The organism is Thioalkalivibrio sp. AKL6 (assembly GCF_000376905.1).
Lineage (GTDB): Bacteria > Pseudomonadota > Gammaproteobacteria > Ectothiorhodospirales > Ectothiorhodospiraceae > Thioalkalivibrio > Thioalkalivibrio versutus.
The window spans coordinates 111,169-135,359 of sequence record NZ_AQXS01000008.1; the positions used below are offsets into that span (position 1 = coordinate 111,169).

The 24,191-nt window shown below is 66.6% G+C and carries 16 protein-coding genes, 1 tRNA gene and 1 pseudogene; 14 read left to right on the forward strand and 4 right to left on the reverse strand.

The window, feature by feature from the left end; genetic code table 11:
* Nucleotides 1-117 precede the first annotated feature (117 nt).
* The 4 genes from gltB (at nt 118) to D575_RS0103645 (ending at nt 8,855) form a co-directional block, all read left to right on the forward strand.
* Nucleotides 118-4,581 carry a glutamate synthase large subunit gene (gltB, locus tag D575_RS0103630; protein WP_018144553.1) on the forward strand — a complete coding sequence of 1,488 codons (4,464 nt, stop codon included), beginning with the start codon at nt 118-120 and terminating at the stop codon, nt 4,579-4,581.
* Between the two features lie 186 nt (nt 4,582-4,767).
* A complete protein-coding gene (gene dnaG / locus D575_RS0103635; protein ID WP_018144554.1) occupies nt 4,768-6,549 on the forward strand; it encodes a DNA primase in 1,782 nt (593 codons plus the stop codon).
* 176 nt (nt 6,550-6,725) lie between these two features.
* Complete coding sequence (rpoD, locus tag D575_RS0103640) at nt 6,726-8,675, forward strand: RNA polymerase sigma factor RpoD (protein WP_255346797.1); 1,950 nt, start codon at nt 6,726-6,728, stop codon at nt 8,673-8,675.
* A 103-nt stretch (nt 8,676-8,778) separates the two neighbouring features.
* Nucleotides 8,779-8,855 (forward strand) — tRNA-Ile (locus D575_RS0103645).
* A 230-nt stretch (nt 8,856-9,085) separates the two neighbouring features.
* Here D575_RS0103645 and D575_RS0103650 read toward each other — a convergent pair.
* The 4 genes and pseudogenes from D575_RS0103650 to D575_RS13860 all read right to left on the reverse strand — a co-directional run bounded on the left by D575_RS0103650 (nt 9,086) and on the right by D575_RS13860 (nt 13,388).
* Complete coding sequence (locus tag D575_RS0103650) at nt 9,086-9,514, reverse strand: hypothetical protein (protein ID WP_018144556.1); 429 nt, start codon at nt 9,512-9,514, stop codon at nt 9,086-9,088.
* A gap of 205 nt (nt 9,515-9,719) precedes the next feature.
* Nucleotides 9,720-10,427 carry a hypothetical protein gene (locus D575_RS0103655; protein WP_026182036.1) on the reverse strand — a complete coding sequence of 236 codons (708 nt, stop codon included), beginning with the start codon at nt 10,425-10,427 and terminating at the stop codon, nt 9,720-9,722.
* Between the two features lie 19 nt (nt 10,428-10,446).
* Nucleotides 10,447-12,582, reverse strand: coding sequence for an adenosylcobalamin-dependent ribonucleoside-diphosphate reductase (locus tag D575_RS0103660; protein WP_018144558.1), 2,136 nt, complete (start codon nt 12,580-12,582; stop codon nt 10,447-10,449).
* A gap of 101 nt (nt 12,583-12,683) precedes the next feature.
* A pseudogene (locus D575_RS13860) lies at nt 12,684-13,388 on the reverse strand (2OG-Fe(II) oxygenase).
* A 390-nt stretch (nt 13,389-13,778) separates the two neighbouring features.
* Here D575_RS13860 and D575_RS0103670 point away from each other — a divergent pair.
* From D575_RS0103670 to D575_RS0103715, 10 genes are all read left to right on the forward strand, one after another.
* Entirely contained in the window at nt 13,779-15,110 is a 1,332-nt protein-coding gene (locus D575_RS0103670; RefSeq protein WP_018144560.1) for a choice-of-anchor D domain-containing protein, read from the forward strand.
* Between the two features lie 581 nt (nt 15,111-15,691).
* Nucleotides 15,692-16,555, forward strand: coding sequence for a type II secretion system protein GspC (gene gspC, locus D575_RS0103675; protein ID WP_018144561.1), 864 nt, complete (start codon nt 15,692-15,694; stop codon nt 16,553-16,555).
* The gene (gene gspD / locus D575_RS0103680) at nt 16,552-18,471 is read left to right on the forward strand and encodes a type II secretion system secretin GspD (RefSeq protein WP_018144562.1); all 1,920 of its coding nucleotides are present in this window, start codon (nt 16,552-16,554) and stop codon (nt 18,469-18,471) included. Before gspC ends, gspD begins: the two co-directional genes overlap by 4 nt.
* Nucleotides 18,472-20,028: a type II secretion system ATPase GspE gene (gene gspE, locus D575_RS0103685; protein WP_018144563.1), complete on the forward strand. Its 1,557-nt coding sequence runs from the start codon at nt 18,472-18,474 to the stop codon at nt 20,026-20,028.
* A gap of 4 nt (nt 20,029-20,032) precedes the next feature.
* A complete protein-coding gene (gene gspF / locus D575_RS0103690) occupies nt 20,033-21,262 on the forward strand; it encodes a type II secretion system inner membrane protein GspF (protein ID WP_018144564.1) in 1,230 nt (409 codons plus the stop codon).
* 2 nt (nt 21,263-21,264) lie between these two features.
* Nucleotides 21,265-21,735: a type II secretion system major pseudopilin GspG gene (gene gspG, locus D575_RS0103695; RefSeq protein ID WP_018144565.1), complete on the forward strand. Its 471-nt coding sequence runs from the start codon at nt 21,265-21,267 to the stop codon at nt 21,733-21,735.
* 8 nt (nt 21,736-21,743) lie between these two features.
* Nucleotides 21,744-22,316, forward strand: coding sequence for a GspH/FimT family pseudopilin (locus tag D575_RS0103700; RefSeq protein WP_018144566.1), 573 nt, complete (start codon nt 21,744-21,746; stop codon nt 22,314-22,316).
* Between the two features lie 2 nt (nt 22,317-22,318).
* Nucleotides 22,319-22,711 (forward strand): type II secretion system minor pseudopilin GspI, encoded by a 393-nt coding sequence (gene gspI, locus D575_RS0103705; protein ID WP_018144567.1) that lies wholly within the window; start codon nt 22,319-22,321, stop codon nt 22,709-22,711.
* Entirely contained in the window at nt 22,698-23,384 is a 687-nt protein-coding gene (gene gspJ / locus D575_RS0103710; RefSeq protein ID WP_026182037.1) for a type II secretion system minor pseudopilin GspJ, read from the forward strand. Before gspI ends, gspJ begins: the two co-directional genes overlap by 14 nt.
* Nucleotides 23,381-24,181, forward strand: a complete 801-nt coding sequence (locus D575_RS0103715) for a general secretion pathway protein GspK (protein ID WP_018144569.1) — start codon at nt 23,381-23,383, stop codon at nt 24,179-24,181. Before gspJ ends, D575_RS0103715 begins: the two co-directional genes overlap by 4 nt.
* Nucleotides 24,182-24,191: the final 10 nt, after the last annotated feature.

Here is a 24,191-nt window from a genome sequence, read left to right on the forward strand (position 1 = left end):
GAGAATGACGGTTCGGCTATATTCCTGCGCCTTTTTCCGTGTTCTTTTTCCAGGGACGGCCCTGACCAACGTACCGCGCCCGCGTATGGCCCCGCGCGCTGCGACCGGAGTTGACCAATGCGACAGAACCAACTGAACGGCACCCTCTACCGCCCCGAATTCGAGCGCGACAACTGCGGCTTCGGCCTCATTGCGCACATGGACGGCGTAGCCAGCCACTGGGTGGTCGACACCGCGATCAAGGCCCTGGAACGCATGACCCACCGCGGCGCGATCGCCGCCGACGGCAAGACCGGCGACGGCTGCGGGCTCCTGATGAAGACCCCCGAGGCCTTCCTGCGCACCCTCGCCTCCGAGTCGAAGATTGAACTGGCCGAGCGCTTCGCCGCCGGCATCGTGTTCATCAACCCGGCAAAGATCGCCGAAACCCGCGCCGCCGTGGAGAGCGCCATCGAGCGCGGCCCGCTCCGGCTTGCCGGCTGGCGCGAGGTGCCGGTCAATCCGGAAGAGGCCTGCGGCGCCGAGGCGATGAAGAGCCAGCCGCACATCCTGCAGGTGTTCATCAATGCCCCGGCGGAGATGGACGCGGCCGACTTCGAGCGCGCGCTGTTCGTGGTGCGCCGCCGCGCCGAGATCGCGATGGGCGACGACCCGGTGTTCTACGTGCCCAGCCTGTCGGCACACGTACTCTCCTACAAGGGTCTGGTGATGCCGGCCAACCTGCCGGTGTTCTACCCGGACCTGAAGCGCCCGGAACTGGAGACGGCAATCTGCGTGTTCCACCAGCGCTTCTCCACCAACACCTTCCCGCAGTGGGGCCTGGCGCAGCCGTTCCGCTTCCTCGCCCACAACGGCGAGATCAACACCGTGCAGGGCAACCGCAACTGGGCGGTCGCGCGCCAACACAAGTTCGCCACCGAGAAGCTGCCGGAGCTGACCGAGCTGGAACCGCTGGTCAACCTGGCGGGCTCCGACTCGCAGAGCCTGGACAACATGCTGGAGGTCCTGCTGGCCGGCGGTATGGATCTGTTCCGCGCAATGCGCCTGCTGGTCCCGCCGGCGTGGCAGAACGTCGCGCACATGGACTCCGACCTGCGCGCGTTCTACGAATACAACTCCATGCACATGGAACCCTGGGACGGCCCGGCCGGCATCGTGCTGACCGACGGCCGCTACGCCGCCTGCACCCTGGACCGCAACGGCCTGCGCCCGGCGCGCTACGTGATCACCAAGGATCGCCACATCACCCTGGCCTCGGAGATCGGCGTGTATGACTACGCCCCCGAGGACGTAGTCGCCAAGGGGCGCCTGAAGCCCGGCCAGATGCTCGCCGTGGACACCGAGTCCGGCGAGCTGCTGCAGCCCGAGGACGTCGACCGCATCAACCGCACCCGCCAGCCCTACCGCCAGTGGCTGCGCGCGCACGTGAAGCACCTGAAGAGCCAGCTGGACGACAACCAGCTGTTCTCCGGCGAGCCGATGCCGCCCGAGCGCCTGGAGACCTACGAGAAGCTGTTCGACGTGACCTTCGAGGAACGCGACCAGATCCTGCGCGTGCTGGCCGAGGCCGGGCAGGAGGCCGTGGGCTCCATGGGCGACGACACCCCGTTCGCAGTGCTCTCCAGCCACACCCGTTCGCTGTTCGACTACTTCCGCCAGCAGTTCGCCCAGGTGACCAACCCGGCGATCGACCCGCTGCGCGAAAGCATCGTGATGTCGCTGGAGACCTGCTTCGGCCGCGAACAGAACCTGTTCGAGGAGACCCCGGACCACGCCCACCGCCTGGTGTCCGACTCCCCGGTGCTGTCCGAGGCCAAGTTCCGCGAGCTGTGCAACCAGACCGAGGACGCCTTCCGCGTCGAGCGCATGGACCTCAACTACGACGTCCATTCCGGCTCGCTGGAGGACGCCGTGAAGGCCCTGACCGAGCACGCGGTCGAGGCCGTGCGCGACGGTGCCGTGGTGCTGGTCCTGTCGGATCGCGGCATCGACCCCGAACGCCGCCCGATCCCGGCCGCGCTGGCCGTGGGCGCGGTTCACCATGCCCTGATCAGCGCCAAGCTGCGCACCGACGCGAACATCGTCGCCGAAACCGCCACCGTGCGCGACCCGCACCACTTCGCGGTGCTGCTGGGCTATGGCGCCACCGCGATCTATCCGTACCTGGCCTACTCGGCGCTGCACGGCATGTGCCAGTCCGGCGAGATCCCGAACGCGGACCCGCTGACCCTGGCGCAGAACTACCGCCGCGGCATCAACAAGGGCCTGTTCAAGATCCTGTCCAAGATGGGCATCTCCACCATTGCCAGCTACCGCGGCGCGCAGCTGTTCGAGATCGTCGGCCTGTCCGACGAAATCGTGGAGACCTGCTTCAAGGGCACCACCAGCCGCATCCAGGGCACCCGCTTCGCCGACATTCAGGCGGATCTGGAGACGCTGTCGAAGCGTGCCTGGAACCCGCGCAAGAGCGCTGGCCAGGGCGGTCTGCTGAAATACGTCCACGGCGGCGAGTACCACGCCTACAACCCGGACGTGATCCAGACCCTGCACCGCGCGGTGCAATCCGGCGACTACGGGATCTACAAGGAATACGCGGACCTGGTGAACGAACGCCCGGTGACCGTGCTGCGCGACCTGCTCAAGGTGCGCGACGACATCGAGCCGATCGAGCTTGACGCGGTCGAGCCCGAGGCCGACATCCTGCCGCGCTTCGACTCCGCCGGCATGAGCCTGGGCGCGCTGTCGCCCGAGGCCCACGAGGCCCTGGCCACCGCGATGAACCGCCTCGGTGGACGCTCCAACTCCGGCGAGGGCGGCGAGGCCGTCTCCCGCTACGGTACCGAGCGCATGTCCAAGATCAAGCAGGTGGCCTCCGGCCGCTTCGGCGTGACCCCGCACTATCTGGTCAACGCCGAAGTCCTGCAGATCAAGGTCGCCCAGGGCGCCAAGCCCGGCGAGGGTGGCCAGCTGCCGGGGCACAAGGTCAACAAGATGATCGCGGAGCTGCGCTTCTCGAATGCCGGCGTGGCCCTGATCTCGCCGCCGCCGCACCACGACATCTACTCCATCGAGGACCTGGCGCAGCTGATCTTCGACCTCAAGCAGGTCAACCCGGATGCGCTGGTCTCGGTGAAGCTGGTCTCCGAGGCCGGGGTCGGTACCATCGCCGCCGGCGTGGCCAAGGCCTACGCCGACTTGATCACCATCTCCGGTTACGACGGCGGCACTGGCGCCAGCCCGCTGACCTCGGTGAAGTACGCCGGCACCCCGTGGGAGCTGGGCCTGTCCGAGACCCACGCGACCCTGCGCGGCAACGACCTGCGCGACAAGGTGCGCCTGCAGACCGACGGCGGGCTGAAGACCGGCCTGGACGTAATCAAGGCCGCGATCCTGGGCGCCGAGAGTTTCGGCTTCGGCACCGGACCGATGGTGGCGCTGGGCTGCAAGTACCTGCGCATCTGCCATCTGAACAACTGCGCAACGGGTGTGGCCACGCAGGACAAGGTGCTGCGCATGAACCACTTCATCGGGCTGCCCGAGATGGTCATGCACTACTTCCAGTTCGTCGCCCGCGAGACCCGCGAATGGATGGCGAAGCTGGGTGTGCGCAGCCTGACCGACCTGATCGGCCGCACCGACCTGCTGGAGATCCTGCCGGGCGAGACGCCCAAGCAGCAGCACCTGGACCTGAACGGCCTGCTGGCCAGCGGCGACCTGGCCGACAAGCCGCGTTTCTGCAAGGCGCCGAAGAACGAACCGTTCGACAAGGGTGAGCTCGCCGAGAAGATGGTCGCGGAGATGCTCGAGGCCATCGAGAGCAAGGCCGGTGGCGAATACCACTTCGACGTGGCCAACACCGATCGCTCGATCGGCGCGCGGCTGTCCGGAGAGATTGCCAAGCGTCACGGCAATCAGGGCATGGCGGACGCCGCGATCACCGTGCGCATGAAGGGCACGGCCGGGCAGAGCTTCGGCGTGTGGAATGCCGGCGGTCTGCACCTGTACCTGGAAGGCGATGCCAATGACTACGTCGGCAAGGGCATGACCGGCGGCAAGCTGGTGATCCGGCCGCCGGAGGGCTCCAGCTTCGCCAGCCAGGACACCACCATCATGGGCAACACCTGCCTGTATGGGGCGACCGGCGGCAAGCTGTTCGCGGCCGGCCAGTGTGGTGAGCGCTTCGGCGTGCGCAACTCCGGCGCGATCGCCGTGGTGGAAGGCATCGGCGACCACGGCTGCGAGTACATGACCGGCGGCGTGATGGTGGTACTGGGCAATACCGGCATCAACTTCGGCGCGGGCATGACCGGCGGCTTCGCGTTCGTGCTGGACCGGGAGAACGACTTCCCGGACCGCATCAACAACGAGCTGATCGACCTGCACCGCCTCGACACCGAGGAGATGGAGGCGCACCGGAACTACCTGGAGGAACTCGTCACGGAATTCGTGCACGAGACCGACAGCGCCTGGGGCCGCGAAATCCTGGAGCGCTTCGACGACTACCAGGGCTCGTTCTGGCTGGTGAAGCCCAAGGCCTCGGAACTCCGGGGCCTGCTGGCCAACCTGCGCCAGGCCGCCTGACCCGCCATCCGGCAGCACTACGATTCGGGCCCCTCACGGGGCCCGTTTTGTTTGGGCGATCGCAAAGGCGGGATGAGGGGGCTCGCACTGACGTGAACGGATCGATGCCCTGACGACCACCGGGCCCTCCGGGCTATCATGCGAACCCAACCACCGGCACGACTCCGAGGAACACGCAGCGACCCCATGGCAGGCCTCATCCCCCAGGCGTTCATCGACGATCTGCTAGAACGCAGTGACATCGTCGAGATCATTCAGCGCCGCGTCAGCCTGAAGAAGGCCGGGCGCGAGTTCGCGGCCTGCTGCCCGTTCCACGGCGAGAAGACGCCGTCGTTCTACGTCTCCCCGCAAAAGCAGTTCTATCACTGCTTCGGCTGCGGGGCGCATGGCACGGCCATCAGCTTCCTGATGGAGTACGAGAACCTTAGCTTTCCCGAGGCGATCGAGCAGCTGGCCGAACAGGCCGGGCTCGAGGTTCCGCGCGAGGCCGGGGATGACGACCGCCGCGAGGCCCATGCCCCGCTGTATGACGCGCTGGACGCGGCCGCCGAATGGTACGTACAGCAACTGCGCCAGACCCCTAGGGCAGTCGAGTACCTGAAAAACCGTGGCATCGACGGCGCCACCGCACGCAACTACCAGATCGGCTGGGCCCCGCCCGCGGGGCTGATCGAGGCGCTCAAGCCACGTTTCACTCCGCAGCAACTGGTCGATGCCGGCCTGGCCGCGCGCCGCGACGACGGCGGCATCCGCGAGCGCTTCCGCGCGCGCATCATGTTCCCGATCCGCGACCGGCGCGGGCGCATCACCGGCTTCGGCGGGCGCCTGATCGAGGACGGCGAACCGAAATACCTGAACAGTCCGGAGAGCGAGGTTTTCCACAAGGGCCAGGTGATCTATGGCCTGTTCGAGGCGCGCAAGGCCGGCACCCGGCTGGACGACATCGTGGTGGTCGAGGGCTACATGGACGTGGTCGGCCTGGCCCGCGCCGGGTTCCACCGCGCAGTGGCCTGCATGGGTACCGCGCTCACCCGTGCCCACCTGGACAGCCTGTTCCGTCAGGTCTCGCGCATCACCCTGTGCTTCGATGGCGATGCCGCCGGCCGCCGCGCCGCCTGGCGCTCGCTGGGCGAGGCGCTGCCCGCGATCCAGGGCCTGCGCGAGGTGCGCGTGCTGTTCCTGCCGGAGGGCGACGACCCGGACAGCCTGGTCCTGCGCGACGGCCTGGCCGGCTGGGAGGAGCGCCTCGCCGGCGCCCTGCCCTTGTCCGAGACCCTGATGCGCCTGCAGCGCGAGGAGCACCCCACCGACACCGCCGAAGGCCGCACCCGCTTCGCCCACGCGGCGATGAAGCTGGTCGCCACCGCCCGCGATCCGCTGTTTCGTGACCAGCTGGTCGAACGCATCGGACAGGAGACGGGGCTCAGCCAGGAGCGACTGGAACAGGTCCTGTCGGAACAGCCACCCCAGCCTGCCCGCAACCCTGAACCGGGCCCGGGTCACGAGCTCCCCGCCACCCCCGGCGGCCGTGCGCCCGCGCGCGGCGAGAGCGCCCCGGCCTTGTGGGGTGCCCTGCTCGCCCGCGTCCTGCAACACCCGGAACTGGACTGGTCACAGCCCGAGTTCCGCCAGGTCGTCGAGCTGCCCGGAGCGGCCGCCGAGACCCTGCGTAATGTCCTCGCGGCCCTGGACGAGAGCCCTGGACGCCACACGGCCGGCCTGCTGGAGCGCTTTCGCGACCAGCGCCACTTTCAGCGACTCATGGCCCTGGCCCACCAGGAGCTCAACGACGGCGAGCCAGCAGTCACCCGCCAGACGGCGCTGGACTGCGCCCGCCAGCTCCTGCGTCAGCACTATCGATTGCGAATTCGTGAACTGACTCGCCCCGGTTCCGAACTCGGAACGGAACAACGCGCCGAGCTCGCCCGTCTTACCCAGCAGTTGCAGCGGTTCGACCTGCCCAAATAGCGCGCCGGGGCTTGAAGCGCCCGGATTCGCCCTCAACATAGCGGTCAAGGAGGTCGCCCCAGAGCCGGGTCGCGACCCAGCCTTGACCCGAGAATCCATCAGGCCACCGGCAATATAAGAATCTTCTGCTACAATGTAGGATTGATTTTTCTGCGTCCCACTTTCCTTGAGCCGTCTTGCCACGGCTCAAACAAGCACCTCGGAGTACGACCGCAATGAATCGTGAAGAGCAGCAATCCCAGCTCAAGGAACTGATTGCCAAGGGCAAGGAGCAGGGATACCTCACGTATACCGAGGTAAACGACCACCTGCCCGACTCGATCATCGACTCCGACCAGGTCGAGGACATCATTGCGATGATCAACGACATGGGCATCGCGGTGCATGAGCAGGCCCCGGACGCCGACAGCCTTCTGCTGTCCGACGGTTCGGTCTCTGCCGACGACGACGCCGAGGACGCCGTGGCGGCGCTCGCCTCCGCCGACAGCGACTTCGGCCGCACCACCGACCCCGTGCGCATGTACATGCGCGAGATGGGCACGGTCGAGCTGTTGACCCGCGAAGGCGAGATCCGCATCGCCAAGCGCATCGAAGAGGGCCTGATGCAGGTCCTGTTCGCGCTCGCCCACCATCCGGGCGCGATCGAACGGCTGATCCGCGAATACGACCGGATCGTCGAGAACAATGGCCGCCTGACCGACCTGGTGGTTTCCTTCATCGACCCGAATGATCACGCCAACGGTGAGGCCGTGGCCCGTGGCCTGGTGACACCGGAGCAGGCCCAGAAGGCCCAGGACGAGCAGAAGGCGGCTGCGGCGGCCGCCGCCGAGCAGCAGGCCAGCGCCGAACTGGATGCCATCGTCGACGAGGTGGAAGACGCCGAAGAAGACGAAGAAGCCGCCGAGCCGGTGGACACCGGCCCGGATCCGGAAGAGGCGCGCGAGCGCTTCGAAAAGCTGCGCAAGCTGCACGCCAAGGCGCACAAGGCCTTCGAGAAGGGCAACCGCGAGGCCTACGCTGTAGCACGCGAGGCCACCGCCAAGTACTTCATGGAGTTCAAGCTGATCCCGCGCATGGTCGACCAGCTGACCACCCAGCTGCATGGCAGCATCGACCACGTCCGCCGCCACGAGCGCCGCATCATGGCGCTGGCCGTCGAGCAGGCCCAGATGCCGCGCAAGGCCTTCATCGACAGCTTCCCCAAGAACGAGACCAATCTCGACTGGATCAAGGAAGCCTGCAAGGCCAAGGGCAAGTACACCAACGCCCTGGCCCAGCACGAAGAAGAGATCGTGCGCCTGCAGAAGAAGCTGGCCGAGATCGAGCGCGAGGCCAGCCTGAACATCGCCGAGATCAAGGAGATCAACCGCCGCATGTCCATCGGCGAGGCCAAGGCCCGCCGCGCGAAGAAAGAGATGGTCGAGGCCAACCTGCGCCTGGTGATCTCCATCGCCAAGAAGTACACCAACCGCGGCCTGCAGTTCCTCGACCTCATCCAGGAAGGCAACATCGGCCTGATGAAGGCCGTGGACAAGTTCGAATACCGCCGCGGCTACAAGTTCTCGACCTACGCCACCTGGTGGATTCGCCAGGCGATCACCCGCTCCATCGCGGACCAGGCGCGCACCATTCGCATCCCGGTGCATATGATCGAGACGATCAACAAGCTCAACCGCGTCTCCCGCCAGATGCTGCAGGAGATGGGCCGCGAGGCCACCCCGGAAGAGCTGGCCGAGCGCATGGAGATGCCCGAGGACAAGATCCGCAAGGTGCTGAAGATTTCCAAGGAGCCGATCTCCATGGAGACCCCGATCGGCGACGACGAAGACTCGCATCTGGGCGACTTCATCGAGGACGAGAAGGTCGCCTCGCCGTCCGACTCCGCCGCACAGGAGAGCCTCACCGAGGCCACCCGCGAGATCCTGTCCACGCTGACCCCGCGCGAGGCCAAGGTCCTGCGCATGCGCTTCGGTATCGACATGAACACCGACCACACCCTCGAGGAGGTCGGCAAGCAGTTCGACGTCACCCGCGAGCGCATCCGCCAGATCGAGGCCAAGGCCCTGCGCAAGCTGCGCCACCCGACCCGCGCCGAACTGCTGCGCACCTACACCGACGCCGAGTAACCGGCGTCCCGGCCCGGCGGCCGGAACCCGACCTAGCGATGCGGCGCCATCTTCCCCTTGCGGGTAGAATGGCGCCGCAGTCGTTTGTACGCCCCCCGAATACGGGCCTGTAGCTCAGTTGGTTAGAGCAGGGGACTCATAATCCCTTGGTCGTCGGTTCGAGTCCGACCGGGCCCACCATTCGCTTGCGCTCGCGCTGGGCGGGTCGGACTATCCCGGCGCACGCCGTTCCGGCCTCGCGAAGCCAGGCTTCGCGCCGCTACGCAGCCGGCCTCCACCCAACCGGGCCCACGACTCCCATCCGAGATTTACGGCACAAGCCCGTCCCTGTAACGAGCCGGCATGCAGCCATACCCATCTGCACGGGCAATACGCCCCCTGCGGCAGCGGCCCCGCGCGGGACCTTGCGCTCAGGGCGCCTCGGCGGTGATGAGGCCGCGCTGGAGGTCGACGGTGATCCGCTGTCCCTCGATGACCGTGGCGCTGGCCAGCAGGAAGATCTCCACGAACTCGTTTCGCTCCTCCTCCGGCATCTCCGAGGAGGCACTGGAGGCATTAAAGGTGCCGAACATGGTGTCGTGGGCGCCGGCCGAGTACAGGATCAGTCGCTGCATGGCGGTCTGGTCGTCCGGCGATGGTGCAGCAGTATCCAGGACCGGTTCGCCCAGCTTCTGCTTGATGGTGGAATAGAGATGAAACAGGTATTCCGCCGCGCTTTCGCGCCCGCGCCGATCCTGCAGGGTGAAATTGGCGGAGACCGCCTGGCCACTGCGGGCACGTAGCACGATGTGCTTCGACTCGGGCTGCTCGTCGGCGTACGGGTTCAGGATGTTGGCCACGATGTCTCCAGAGCGGAATGGACGAGCCGGGGAGACTACGAGACCCCCTTTGAGATTTCCACGGCGGCCCTGTCGGCCGAGGGGTTATCCATGCTGGTGGATACGCGATGAGGGCCACCGGCACCGACGAGTCAGGGGCCGGTGGCCTCGGTTTGTTCGGGCGGACCACGGGGAGGCTGCGCGCCCTTTCCTGTCGCCGAAGGAACTAGCACTTGGAATAGCCGCAGTCGCGGCAGGTGGGGCAGCCGTCGATGATCTCGAGGTGGCCGCCGCACTGGGGGCAGGGGGCTGCGCCGATGGTTGTTTGAGCCGGTGCCTCCAGGGTCACGGCTGCGGCGGAATCAGGGGTTAGGTCCTGGTCGCGAAAGGTGGCAGCAAGCTCGCGCAGCGGGCGCGGCTGGCCGTCCGGATCGAGGAAGCCGCGGCGCTGGAGGATTTGTTGCAGGGCGTGGGCAATGGCCGCGACCTCGGAGGGATGGTAGAGGGGCTTGCCGTATTCGTTGGTGCCGCAGCGGACCGGGCCGCGATCCCAGGTGACCTTGCGCAGGTCGCGCAGGGCGTGGGTGGCGTAGCCCCCGCGGGCCGCCAGCGACAGGCTGCGCATGGTGGCGGAGATCCACTGGTAGGACTCGGAGTGCTGCCCGGTGGGCAGGAAGAATTCGATCGGGCGCTCGATGGTCACACGCTCGCCGCCCACCGTGCCGGAAACGGCCACGAAGCTGACCACGAGGTAGACCGTCTGCGGCCCCTCCTGGGTCCAGTAGCGGACCTTTTCGGTGACCGACTCAAGCTCGCCCTCGGGGCGCGACGGGATACGCTTGCCCAGCGGGTTATCGTCGCCCGGCGGTGGACTCTCTCCTGCCGCAACATCCGAGCGGCGAACGGCGATGATGGGCTGGTCGATCCGGTGCATCGTGTCCTCCCCGATGACGTCAGACATCGTCGTAGTAGCCCTCGTCCAGCGCCGCGAAGAGATTGGCGGCGGTGTGCACCTGGCCCTCGTACTCCACATCTTCGTCGCCGCGCAGGGTCACCTCCTGGCCATCCGCCAGGGTAAAGGTGTACCAGGTGCTGCGCAGGCGCTCCGGGTCCATCAGCACGCCCATCTGCGCCTGCGGGTTCGGCCGGTAGGTGGTGCAACCCTTGAGCCCCGCGCGCCAGGCCTGCAGGTAGACCTGCTGAAAGTCTTCGAACGGGAACTCGCTCGGGACATTGAGCGTCTTGGAGATGGCCGAGTCCACCCACGGCTGGGCGGCGGCCTGCATGCGGATGTGGGCGTCCACGCTGACCTGGTCCGCGGTGATCGCGTTGGCGGGCAGATCCCCCGGCCCCGCCTCGGCATCGACCAGAGCGCGGTAGGCCAGCAGTTCGAAGGAATAGCAGTCCACCGCCTCGCGGGTACGCCGCCCGGGCTGGCGGATGTTGCGCGTGGTGTGGTGGAGAAAGGTCGGCTCGATGCCGTTGCTGGCGTTGTTGGCGACCGAGAAGCTGATGGTGCCGGTGGGCGCGATGGAGGTGGCGTGGGTAAAGCGCGCGCCCTCCTCCGCCAGCGCCGCGACCAGGGCCGGGTCCTCCCCGGCGATGCGCTGCATGTAGGCGCTGAAGCGCGCGTGCAGCTCGCGCCCCTTCAGCACGTTGCCGACCCGATAGCCGGCCTCGGCCAGCGCCGGCTGACGACGCAGCATGTCCGCGGTCAGCGTGAAGTCCTCGTCCATGATCGGCGCCGGGCCCTTCTCCCGCGCGAGATCCAGCCCGACCCGCCAGCTCTCCAGCGCGAGACGTCGACAAACCTCCCCGGTGAAGGCTGCGGCCGACTCGGATCCGTAGACCTCCCCCAGCATCGCCAGCGCCGAACCGAGCCCGAGGATACCCATGCCGTGGCGGCGCTTGCGCAGCATCTCGGCGCGCTGCTCCGGCAGCGGCAGCCCCGAGATATCCGCGACGTTGTCCAGCATGCGCGTGAATACGCGCACCACGCGCTCGAAACGGGCCCAGTCGAATGTCGCGTCTTCGGTGAACGGATCGGAGACGAAGCCCGTCAGGTTCACCGACCCCAGCAGGCAGGCCCCGTCCGGCGGCAGCGGCTCTTCGCCGCAGGGGTTGGTCGTTCGGATCACCTCGTCGAACCAGGCGTTGTTCTGGCGATTGACCTGATCGATCAGGATAACGCCGGGTTCCCCGACGTCATAGGTGCTGCGCATCAGGGCCTCCCACAGCTCGCGGGCACGGACGCGGCGGTAGATGCGGCAGGCGACGCGGCCCTGTTCATCGACGCGGTAGTCGTCCTCGATCACCGGCCAGTCGCGGTAGACGATGTCGGATGCGGCCACCTGGTCCCGCTCTACAGGCAACAGCGGGAAGGCCAGCGCCCACTCCGCGTCGCGCTCCACCGCCTCCAGGAAGGCGTCGCGCACCAGCACCGAGAGATTGAACTGGGTCAGCCGCCCCTTGCGGCGCTTGGCGAGGATGAAGCGCTGGATGTCGGGGTGGCCGACATCCAGCGTCGCCATCTGCGCCCCGCGGCGCCCGCCAGCCGCGCCGATGGTCCGGCAGGTCTGGTCGAAGATCTGCATGAACGCGACCGGACCGTTGGTCGGGGCCCCGGCGCCCGCGACCAGCGCACCTTTCGGGCGCAGCGTGCTGAAGTCATAGCCGATGCCGGCCCCGGCCTTCAGCGTCAGGCCGGCAGCGGTATTGGCATCGAGGATGGCCTGCAGGGAATCGCGGATCGTCCGCGAGACGGTGCAGTTGATCAGCGTGGTGTGCGGCTTGTACGCCTCGGCCGCGGCATTGGCCAGGATGCGCCCGGCCGGGATGGCGCCATTGTCCAGCGCCCAGCGGAAGTCCCGCTCGACCTGCGCGCGCTTGCCCGGCACCTCGACCGCAGCGAGCGCCCGCGCCACACGGTCGAACATCGACTCCACCGAACTGTCCACGGGCTCGCCCTGCGCATCGCGAAGCTGATAGCGCTCGGCCCAGATCGCATAGGACGAGGGCTGCAACGGCACGTCGAGCGACGTGTCCCGAGGGGGTAGCGCGTTGTCATGCGATTGCCAGCTGTCGCCCATGATGGCCCGCCGCTCCGCGTTCGATCCGGGGCTTCAGGAAGCCCGTTCTCCGATCATGGGCGCCGGCGGCGGACGCTGCAAGGCAGCGCGGCCGGCATCCATCAGAAGCGGTCGAGGCTGGCGAGCGGGTTCGGCAGGTCGCGGATGCGCATCCAGGAGGCGATGCTGGCGCGCCAGCGGCGAGTGGACAACACGGCATGAGGAACAGCACCAGCGTCCCCGCCCGCGGCCGGATGCGGCGGATCTCGCACCCTTCGCGCTCGTAGATCGCGAACTGCCCACCGTCGCGTTCGCGTCAGTGGCGGTTCAGGTAGGACATCAGCGACAGGCGGCGGCAGTTACCGGCCTGGAAGGCGCCCACGTCCCAGGCGTAGTGGGTGCCCGGGCGGATACAGGGCGAAGTGCGATTCCGTCTCGAACAGGCCCGGGATCAGCGACCGCCTCACCTGCAGCCGGATCTCGTCCAGGCGCGCCATGAACGCCTGCCGGGCGGGGCTCGAACCATCCAGCCAGTGAATCCAGTCGCCACGTGTAGACCGGTCGCGATGGCGCTCCCCCGCACGCCCGATCCGCGCCTGCTCCAGCCGCGCCGCATCCCGCAGCGCATACACCTCGTCGCGCAGGGCGTCGACCGTCGACGCGGGCAGGAAATCAGGCCAGACGAACAACTGATCGCTCGCTAGGGCATCTAGCCAGTCATCCGGCTCGCGGGTTCCGGGGAATGCAACATCAGACGGCCTCGGCAGGCAGGCCGGAACGATCTCGGTGGGGGATGGCCACTCGGGCCGCGGGAGAGGCAGATTCACGCGCAGGGGTCGTCCATTCGGGCCGCCGTGGTGGCACACAGGCAAGTGCTTGCCGAAGCAGTATACCGGGCAAATATCCGCTTAATCGGGGTAGCACCCCGCTTCACGGGACCCCGGCGCGATAACGAGGGGGTAACGGCGTGCCTTCCTCGGCGTTCATTCATCATTATTCTTAGGCAGAAGGGAGCCCTCCGGACGACAGGGGTTCTGGCGCGGCCGGGTCGCCTATGTTCGGCACCGCACGGACCCAGTTCTCGTTCTTCCACTAGATTTTCTCCGTAATCAGGTTCCCGGCGGACAACCCGACGCGCCGCCTGACCGTTCCCGGCACCCGCAACCCTTGCAGGGCACCGATCCGGTCACCCCGCCCATCGATGGAGAAACAAAGCCATGACGCTTGAATATGGAAAGTCCCGACTCCTGGTACCAGCCCTGCTGGCAGCGTCCCTTGGCCTGAGTGGCTGCGGTGGCGGGGGCGGCGGTGATGGCGGCGGTGGCAACACGGCTTCCGGGATCACGGTGGTGCCGAAGAGTTTCGATTTCGGGATTATTACGGAAGGCAACGAGGATCACGTGCTCCCTCGGCAGTTCATCATCCGCAACGAGGGAACAACAACCCACAACATCTCGAGCATGAGTCTGTTTGGGGATCACCCAAACCAGTTTGAGCTGGACGAGTCGGGTGGCAACGCCCCCTGCGGAGCGCCCCCGTTTGACCTCCCGGCCGGCGGCAGCTGTACCGTTGTGGCTGAATTCAAGCCTGTGCGTCTCGGCGAGTTCAATGCCCTGTTGGTTGCGCAAAGCGATGACCCCAACACCCCCACGTTCGGGGGCGTTCTGAGGGGCACTTACGAACCAATCAAGTCGATCCACGTCAACGTCAACCAGGTCAACGCGTGCGCCTTTCCCCCCAAGGCATTTGTGTCCGTCACCGACCAGGCCGACTTCCCCATTCCGAACTTGGTCGCTGGCGATTTCACTCTTGCAGGGTTCGCCCCCGGTAGTTATGGCGTGCAACCGATCAGCCGAAACTACACCGACCTCTCTCTCAGCATCACGATGGACTATAGCGGCAGTATCACCGACTTCCCCGACGCTGTAGACAACATGGAGGCGGGCGCGACATCGCTGGTAGACGCGATGCAGGACAACGATGAGGCGGACATCATCAAGTACGCCGACGATGTCAAGCCCATGACCGAGTATTTCAAATCCGACAAGGACATACTGAAGGCCGCGATCAACAATCCGCCCGACCTCGGCAGAGACACCGCGTTCTACGGCGCAACCGAGGAAGCCATCGCACGGTTCGATAATCCCGGCAGCAACAACGACAGGAAGGCCGTCATCGCTTTGACCGACGGCGAAGATACTGTTGTTGAGGACACGGAGGCCGCGCTGCACGACACTATCGGTGAGGCGGTAGGAGCGGATATCCCTGTTTTCACCATCGGGTTCGGCGAATTCCTTCAGGAAGCTCAGAAAGATGAACTACAAAGGCTCGCGGACGGCACGGGCGGCTTGTTCTACCAGCCAGCAAGTGACGCCAACCTCCAACAGGCCTTTCTGCAAGTGGCCCTGCTACTCTTTGAGTATCAATATGTGATCGAGTTCGACGACCTCTCAGATAAAGAAGGAACCTCACTTGAGGTCACCGTAGCGTACGAGGGTGTCAAGGACGCGACAGGGACCAAGACCATCCAGGCTTGTTCGGGACCGTAATTCCGGCATTCGCCCGAAAGCCATTTTCGGTGCGGGGACGGCGCTCGTTGCGGAAGCCGACGATATCGGCGGTGATGTCCGTCAACCAGGCCGCGTTCGGACACGATGGATGGAGCCGCCGGTCCAGGTGGCTCCATCCACCGGCCGGCGCGGCCTCATCCCATGGTCGTCACGACGAACGCCCGCTTCCAGACCGGGCGCAGCCCCTGTTCCCGAATCCGATGGCAGCCCCGGCAGCGGCCGGCATCCAAACGTGGACTTCACCAGGAGAAATCGACTTGGGAGCCGCAAGACACGACACCTTCGCGCCTCCGGGGCGTTCGCCTCCGCGCACGGGCGCGAGGCGTCTCCGGAAAACCGGAAGCCGCATGGGCCGGGACTCGACCCCACTTGGCGAAAGCGGCATGCTGAACAATGCAGGATCGGGGAATCAGGGGCATCCACGCGAACGGGTACATTAAATCGTGTTCCCCCAGGCCCTATTTCAAGACGCGATCCGACTCGACCTAGCGAGAACCGCCGGGGCCAGCCAACCGAATAAACCGCGAACGCCGTTGACGATGCCACCTTCGCCCCGACTTGTGCCCTTACTCCCGCTCTGGATCCTCAGTGCCGGGCTGCTGGCGGTCACGGCATGGCTGATCGCGGGTCTCGTCTGGTCGATCGCCGTTCCGGGGTACACCTACCCGTCGGGCACCACGGTCCACGCGGAACGGGCAACCGCCAGTCGCCCCGCCCCGTCTCCTGGAGCCGATGCCCCTACTCGGTCCGGGTTTTCCCGAAGCGCCGAATTCACTCCCTTCGGCAGCCCCCGGCAAGCGGGCCAACAGGCCATCGAGAACGCGCCGGAGACCCGCCTGAGTCTTGAGCTCCTCGGGGTCCTGGCGACCGGACAGGGCAACGGTAGCGCGATCATTTCCGCAGGGCGGGCCAATGTCGAGCTCTACCACGTGGGCGACACCATCGGGAACCAGCTGGCGACACTGCATCAGGTACACGCGGACCGGGTCATCCTGGAGCGCGAAGGCCGACTGGAGACACTGCGGCTCCCGCGGGGCGACGAACTGCGAGTCGATGGCGGCCGCTCCGATACCGATCAGCGCTCGCCACAAACCACCGGTTCCCCAGCGCCGATCACGGCCAACATCAGCCGATCCCGCTGGCTCGAGGACCCGCAGCGCGCCATGAATTCGCTGCGTGCCCAGCCCGTAATGCGGGATGGCGCGCTGCTGGGCATTCGGGTCACCCCGACGCGCAACCAGCGCGAATTCGAACGCGCCGGTCTTCAGGAAGGCGACATCATCACATCGATCCAGGGGCAGCAGGTCCGCGACATCGAAGACCCCGAACAGATCCTCGCTGGACTCGGCAACACCGACCGGGTGAACATCACCATAGAACGTGACGGGCAGACCCTGCCGCTGACCATCGAGTTAACCGAATGAGCCTTCGACTCCGCCTTGGCGCCCTTGCACTGTCCCTGATCTGCGCAACGGGGTCCGTCGCAGCGGACGAGCTGACGCTTAATCTTCGCGACACCAACATCAGCAACCTGATCGATCTTGTGTCCGAGGAAACCGGGACCAATTTCATCGTGGACCCACGGGTGCGCGGCAACATCACGGTCGTTTCCAGCCGCCCCGTGCCTCGGGACGAACTGATGGATCTGTTCCACGACATCCTCAAGATCCACGGATTCGCAGCCATTCCGGGCGAATCGTCCACCCGCATCGTGCCCGACGCGCAGGCCAAGCAGGATACGCCCACAATCCTCGATATCGAGGCAGAACCGGACGCCGACGTACGGGGCGGGAGCATTGTCACCCACGTGATCGCATTGCGGCATGTCGCCGCCGCCCAGCTCGTTCCGGTCCTTCGCCCGCTGATCCCGCAAGGGGGGCATCTTGCGGCGGCCACCGAGCCCAACACGCTGCTGATTTCGGATACGCGCAGCAACGTGCATCGCATCCGTGCCCTCGTCGAACGCATGGACCTGCCATTCGCTGACGATTTCGAGGTCATTGAACTCCGGCACGCCCGCGCCGGGGAACTCGCCGAGCAGCTGCAGGTTCTGGCCCGGGAGGGCACGGGAGAGCTCGCCACACCCCAGGTCCTCGCGGATCGTCGCAGCAACGCCATCATCCTCTCCGGGCGCGAGGAGTCTCGCCTGCGCCTGCGCGGGCTCATTGCCCAGCTTGACCGCGAGATGGAAGAAGGGAACGCACGCGTGCACTACCTGAAGTATGCGCGGGCCGAGGAGGTTGCCGAACTGCTGCGCAACATCGCCGAAAAGAGCCCGGATATCGGCCCCGACGAACAGGGCGGAAACAGGATCCACATCGAGGCACACGAGTCCACAAACGCCGTGGTGACCTACGGCCCCTCCGACTTCATCCGCGACTTCGACATCATCGTGGAGCAGCTCGATATCCGCCGGGCGCAAGTCCTGGTCGAAGCCGTCATCGCGGAGGTCTCGTCGGATCGCGTGCAGGACCTCGGCGTGCAGTGGGGCGCCATCGGAAACAGCGGTGCCGGGGTCCTCAACTTTTCCGGCCCCGGGTCACGCGGGATCCTCGAACTCGCCGCGGGCGTGGAGGGGTTCCTTGACGGGAGCGTGTCCTCCCCCCCGGATATCGGGGACGGCCTGACCGCCGGGGGCGTGGGGTCGACCGGAAGCACGCGGATCGCGGCCCTAGTCAACATGCTGCAACGCGACACCTCCAGCAACATCCTGTCCACCCCCAGCCTTCTGACACTGGACAACGAGGAAGCCGAGATCGTGGTCGGCCAGAACGTGCCGTTCATCGTCGGACGCTCGATCGAGGATTCGGGCCAGGCCTTCGACACGATTCGTCGCGAGGATGTCGGGGTGAAGCTTCGTGTGCGGCCTCAGATCAACCAGGGCAATGCCGTGCGCCTGGAGATCGAACAGGAGGTCTCGCAGTTGGCGCCGGGTACTTCCGGCGCGGCCGATCTCATTACCAATACCCGGACACTGAAGACCCACGTCCTGATCGATGACGGCGACATGCTGGTGCTCGGCGGGCTGATTGAAGAACAGCAAACGGACAGCGAGGCGCGCGTCCCCGGGCTGGGCAGCATCCCCGGGCTTGGGCGACTCTTCCGGGCGGACCGCAACCAGACCGAGAAACGAAACCTGATGGTGTTCCTGCACCCGCGCATCGTCCGGGACAGCGCCCGTGGCGCCGAGCTGACCAGCGAGAAGTACAGCTTTATCCGCGGCGAGCAACTGCGCGAGCAGGCGCGCACCCAGCAGCGCAGAAGCCCGGTCCTGCCGGAATGGGAGCGCCTGACCCAGCTCCCGCCCAGCTTCGAAGATGTCCATGGCCATCGCGACTGAATGGCCGAGGGTACCCCGGCCATGAGCGCGGGGGCGACCCGGGAACTCGTGCCGGACGCCCCGAACGCGCCCGGGACGCCGGTGACCGGTACGTTCGCCGTGAGCTACACCTTCGCGCGCCGGGTCGGCGCCGTGCCCGGCGATCTGGTCGCGGGCAAGCGCCAGATCTTCCTGCGCCACGACGCCGATCCGCAGGGGCTCCTGGAACTGCGCCGACGCAGCCCCGAGCCGCTGAACCTGCAAACCGTCGACGACAAGACCTTCGAGCAGCGGCTGCGCGAGCGCTACGAATCCTCCAGCTCGCGGGCCATGCAATCGATGGAGGAGCTGGATGGCAACCTCGACCTGTCGAGCGTGGCGGAATCCCTCGCCGAGCCGCAGGATCTCCTGGAGGCCGAAGACGATGCCCCGATTATCCGGCTCATTAATGCGCTGCTGACGGAGGCGGTACGGGAAAACGCGTCGGACATCCACATCGAGCCCTTCGAGAGCCGCCTGGCCGTCCGGCTGCGCGTGGATGGCGTCCTGCGCGAAATTCTGACCCCGCCCGCGGGGCTTGCATCGCTTATCGTCTCGCGCATCAAGGTGATGGCACGGCTGGACATCGCGGAGAAGCGTCTGCCGCAGGACGGACGCATCTCCCTCAGGGTCGCCGGTCGCGCGGTGGACGTGCGCGTCTCCACCCTGCCCTCGGGCCACGGAGAACGCGTGGTGATGCGACTGCTGGACAAGCAGGCCGGTCGCCTTGACCTTACCCACCTGGGCATGGATCCGGATACCCGTGACACCCTCGAACGGATTGTCACGCGGCCGCACGGGATCGTGCTGGTCACCGGCCCGACCGGGTCGGGCAAGACGACCACGCTGTACGCGGCGCTGACCCGGCTCAATGACCGCAGCCGCAATATCCTGACCGTCGAGGACCCGATCGAGTACTACCTCGACGGGATCGGACAGACCCAGATCAACAGCCGTATCGACATGACCTTCGCCCGCGGCCTGCGAGCCATCCTGCGCCAGGACCCGGATGTCGTGATGGTCGGCGAGATCCGCGATGTCGATACCGTCCAGATCGCGGTGCAGGCGAGCCTGACCGGTCACCTGGTCTTTTCGACCCTGCATACCAACTCCGCGATCGGGGCCATCACGCGCCTGCGCGACATGGGCGTGGAACCGTTCCTGCTCTCCTCGACCCTGAACGGGATTCTCGCCCAGCGGCTGGTACGGGTCCTTTGCAAGGACTGCCGCGAACCGCACCCGGCATCGCCACGGGAATGCGAACTGCTGGGCGTAGCCTCCACGGAACCTCCCACGCTCTACCGTGCGCACGGCTGCCCGAGCTGCAACGAACTCGGCTATCGCGGCCGGACCGGCATCTATGAGCTGGTGGAAGTGAACGAACGCCTGCGCACACTCATTCATGACAATGCGAGTGAACAGGCCATGGTCCAGGCCGCGCGCGAGAACAGCGTGAGCCTCCGCGCCGATGCCTGCCGGCGGGTTCTCGACGGCACGACCAGCCTCGAGGAAATGCTGCGCGTCACCGAGGCGGGCTAGGGCCATGCCCGCCTTCGAATACCAGGCGCTGGACGCAGCCGGCCGAACGCACAAGGGCGTGACCGAGGGGGATACCGCCCGCAGCGTCCGGTCCCAGTTGCGCAGCGAAGGCCTGACCCCACTGGATCTGCTCGAAATCGGCGAATCCTCGGCCGCCACGCGGGGTACCCGGACCCACTCGGGACGCGGCGGGGCCGGCGGCATCGGCGCCCTCGACCTCGCGCTTGCGACACGCCAGATGGCCACGCTTGCGCGCGCCGGCCTGCCGGTGGAGGAATGGCTGGCGACCGTCGCACGCCAGTCCGAAAAGCAGAAGGTACGCAACATCCTCAGTGCCGTGCGCACCCGGGTCATGGAGGGGCATTCGCTGGCCCAGGCGCTGGGCGCATTTCCGCGCGCGTTTCCCGAGATCTACCGCAGCACCGTCTCGGCCGGCGAGGCCTCGGGGCACTTGCACCTGGTACTGGAGCGTCTGGCCGAATACCTCGAGAATCGCCACGCGTTGCGGCAAAAGGTCATGCTCGCCCTGATCTATCCGGTCATCCTGACCCTGGTGGCCCTTGGCGTGACCGTGGGCCTGGTTGTCTATGTCGTACCCGAAGTGGTCCAGGTCTTCGAGGGCCTGGACCAGCAGCTGCCCACACTGACCCGCATGCTGATCAGCACCAGTGATCTGTTGCGAACCTATGGCCTGTACGCACTGATCGCCCTGGGCGTGCTCGTGGCATTGCTGGCCCACTGGCTGCGCAAACCCGGGCCGCGCATGCGCTTCGACCGGCTGGTATTGCGCCTCCCGCTCGTGGGGCGCTTGGTCCGGGGGCTCAACACGGCCCGGTTTGCACGCACCCTCAGCATCCTGTCCGCCAGCGGGGTGTCACTCCTGGATGCGCTGCGAACCGGCGCCGAGGTCATCGACAGCCGCCCCATGCGCGCCGCGGTGGAGGATGCCTCGCTGCGAATCCGCGAGGGCCGCAGCATCGGTCAGGCCCTGGAAGAGACGGGATACTTCCCGCCGATCACCGTACACTTGATCCGTAGCGGCGAGTCCAGCGGGCGGCTCACCGAGATGCTGGAACGGGCCGCCGAGACCCAGGAGCAGGAGGTCGAATCCCGCATCAGTATCAGCATGGGCCTGTTCGAACCCTTGCTGATCCTGACCATGGGCGGCATCGTCCTGGTCATCGTCCTCGCCATCCTGCTCCCGATCTTCGAACTCAACCAGCTGGTGAATTGAACATGCAAGAACCCCGCTCTGCCTGCCTTGCGCGTACCGGATTCCGCGGTGCCCGAGGTTTCACCCTGATCGAGATCATGGTGGTGGTGGTCATCCTCGGCATCCTTGCGGCCATCGTGGTCCCTCGCGTGATGGATCGCCCGGACGACGCCCGGATCACCAAGGTCAAGCAGGATATCCGCACCATTGAAACTGCTCTGAATCTCTACCGTCTGGATACTGCCCGATATCCCACCACCGACCAGGGACTGGATGCCCTGGTGGAACGCCCGCGCAGCGGGCCGGAAGCCCCCCAGTACCGCCAGGGCGGCTACATGGACCGCCTGCCGAGCGACCCCTGGGGCAACCCATACCAGTACCTGAACCCCGGGCGACATGGCGACTTTGACGTCTTCAGCTATGGCGCCAACGGACGCCGCGGTGGCGAGGGCATCGAGGGCGAAATCGGCAACTGGAACATGGACGAATTCTGAGCACGCCCATGGCGACCCGCCGCGCATGCCCCTCCGGCTTCACCCTGATCGAACTGCTGGTCGTGATGTTCGTGATCGGCGTGGTGGCCAGCATCGGCGTGCTGTCCATGAGCCAGCTGGGCAGCCGGAGCCTCGAACAGACCGCTCGCCAGCTGGCGGGCCAGATCGAACTCGCCCGGGAACACACCCTGTTGACCGGCCAGGCGCTGTCCATCGGAATTGGCACGCAGGGGCTGGTCATTCTGGAGCGCCAGTGGCTCGACGACGCCCGGGTCACCTGGACACCGATCGAGCGGGGGCCGCTGGGTCCGCGGGACTTTCGGCAACACGGGCTGCAACCACGGCTTTATGTAGACGGGCGGCGCAGCAGCCTCCGCGAAGGGCCGGAGCATAATCGCATCGCCATCAGCAGTAGCGGCGACATCGAACCCTTTGAATTGGTGCTGGAAAACCCCGACGGGCAAAGCGGTTTCGTGCTCCGGGTCGAACGGGGTCAACCCATCCAGGCCTTCGAGCACCCGCCACCGGTAGGCGGCGAGCCCCGCCACCTGTTGATGGCCCGTCCGGCACAGCCCAACTAGCCATGGCGGCACGCGGCACACGGCGCGGATTCACGCTACTCGAGGTCCTGATTGCCCTGGTGGTGCTCGGCGTCGCCCTCGGGGCCCTCATCAAGGCGGGCAGCGAACACGCGCGCAATACCGCCTATCTGCAGGAACGTACACTGGCCGGATGGGTGGCCAGCAACCTGCTCGCCGACTACGAGGCCGGGTTGCGGCGCGTCGATGTCGGTACCGAGCGCATTCAGTCCACCCTCGCGGACCGCGAATGGGAGGCCAGCATCGAGATCACCGATACGGTCATCGACGCCCCGCTGGAGCTGCCGGCGGTGCGCCGTATCGAGGTCCGGGTGTGGCCGCTCGATGGCGACCCCGACCATCCTCTCGTGCAGACGACCGGCTATGCATTGCCCTGAAATGCCGGCACATCGGCCATGTTCATTGGGCGCCTCGCGCGGCTTTACCCTGCTGGAGCTGCTCGTGGCCGTGGCCGTGTTCGCCACCGTTGGCGTGCTGGCCATCGGCGGACTGCGTGCAGTGCTGATGGCGGACCATGCCACGCAAGCCCAGAGCCAGCGCCTGGCGGAGCTACAGGTCACGCTGGCGGTGCTGGAACGCGATCTGCGCCACAGCATCGAGCTGCAGCCCCGCGACGGCTACGGCGACCGCCTCCCGGCCCTGCGTTACAGCCCGGTCACGGACCCGCGACAACTGGAGCTGGTACGGGCGGGAAGCGGGGAACACGGCCGTCTGGCGCGGGTCGCCTGGAGAGTCAGTGAACGCGGGCTGGAACGGGTTACCTGGCCGGTGCTGGACGGTGCCCTGCCGGAATCCGAGCAGGTGCGCCTGTTTCTCGGTCGGGACGCACATGCCGGGGAAAGCGCCACGGCGGATCGCGAAATGACGTGGGACACGGGCGATGAACTGGAGATCCGCTTCGACTTTGTCGATGGCGACACCCAGGAGGTCACGGACAGCTGGCCACCGCTGGATAGCGGCGACCGCCGACCGACGCAGGTGATCGTCCGCCTGGTCGTTCCGGGACTCGGACCCGTCGAGCGCCGCATTGCCCTGCCGGGGGCCCAGTGAAGAACAGACATTCGGGTGCCGCGCTGATCACGGCCCTGCTGGTGGTCGCGATCGCCAGCGTGACGGCGGTCACCATGACCATGCGCGACAATCAGCAAGTGTTCCGCGCGGCCACCATCCAGGACCAGGATCGGGCGCGGCACCTGACCCAGGGGGCCGAAACCGTCGCCCTGCACATGCTGGAAAGGCTGCCAGATTACGACGACCTGCCGTGGGAGGGCTGCGCGTCTCCCACATTGCCACTGGAGGTCGAGGGTGTCGGCGTGCGCGCCCGCCTGGAGAATCTTCACTGCCGCTTCAACCTCAACAGTCTCGGACGCGCCGATGACCCGCCCCTTGAGGCCTTCGCCGGCCTGATCGAACAGGCCCTCGCGGCAACCGAGGGTCAGTCGGGTAACGCCCAACGCCTGGCGGTCGCCGTACATGACTGGATGAACCCGGAAACGGACGACCCGGTATATCGCGGCCTGGAGCCGCCCCGGCTCAGCGGCAACCGCCCGATGCGCCTCGCGTCGGAATTGCTTCAGGTACACGGGTTCGACCCGGACCTCTGGCAGGCGCTGGCACCCTGGGTCGTGGCCCGGCCGGGCACCGACAACGCCATCGACATGGAACGCGCCCCGGACTCCGTCACCACCGCGGCGCTGGGTCAGGCGACCGAACAGAGCCGCGACGTTCGCTATTTCCGTCTGCAACTGGTTGTCCGCATCGCCGGACGGGATTATTTTCACTGCGCGATCCTCGATGGCCCCAACGGGCGTACCATTATTCGCGAACACGCTCCCTGCGAACCCTGAACAAGAAGAC

Bases quoted from the DNA above. Each gene is read 5' to 3' on its own strand.
- gltB (WP_018144553.1), top strand. From the start codon at position 118: ATGCGACAGAACCAACTGAACGGCACCCTCTACCGCCCCGAATTCGAG.
- dnaG (WP_018144554.1), top strand. From the start codon at position 4,768: ATGGCAGGCCTCATCCCCCAGGCGTTCATCGACGATCTGCTAGAACGC.
- D575_RS0103655 (WP_026182036.1), bottom strand. From the start codon at position 10,427: ATGCACCGGATCGACCAGCCCATCATCGCCGTTCGCCGCTCGGATGTT.
- D575_RS0103660 (WP_018144558.1), bottom strand. From the start codon at position 12,582: ATGGGCGACAGCTGGCAATCGCATGACAACGCGCTACCCCCTCGGGAC.
- D575_RS0103670 (WP_018144560.1), top strand. From the start codon at position 13,779: ATGACGCTTGAATATGGAAAGTCCCGACTCCTGGTACCAGCCCTGCTG.
- gspD (WP_018144562.1), top strand. From the start codon at position 16,552: ATGAGCCTTCGACTCCGCCTTGGCGCCCTTGCACTGTCCCTGATCTGC.
- gspE (WP_018144563.1), top strand. From the start codon at position 18,472: ATGGCCGAGGGTACCCCGGCCATGAGCGCGGGGGCGACCCGGGAACTC.
- gspF (WP_018144564.1), top strand. From the start codon at position 20,033: ATGCCCGCCTTCGAATACCAGGCGCTGGACGCAGCCGGCCGAACGCAC.
- gspG (WP_018144565.1), top strand. From the start codon at position 21,265: ATGCAAGAACCCCGCTCTGCCTGCCTTGCGCGTACCGGATTCCGCGGT.
- D575_RS0103700 (WP_018144566.1), top strand. From the start codon at position 21,744: ATGGCGACCCGCCGCGCATGCCCCTCCGGCTTCACCCTGATCGAACTG.
- gspI (WP_018144567.1), top strand. From the start codon at position 22,319: ATGGCGGCACGCGGCACACGGCGCGGATTCACGCTACTCGAGGTCCTG.
- gspJ (WP_026182037.1), top strand. From the start codon at position 22,698: ATGCATTGCCCTGAAATGCCGGCACATCGGCCATGTTCATTGGGCGCC.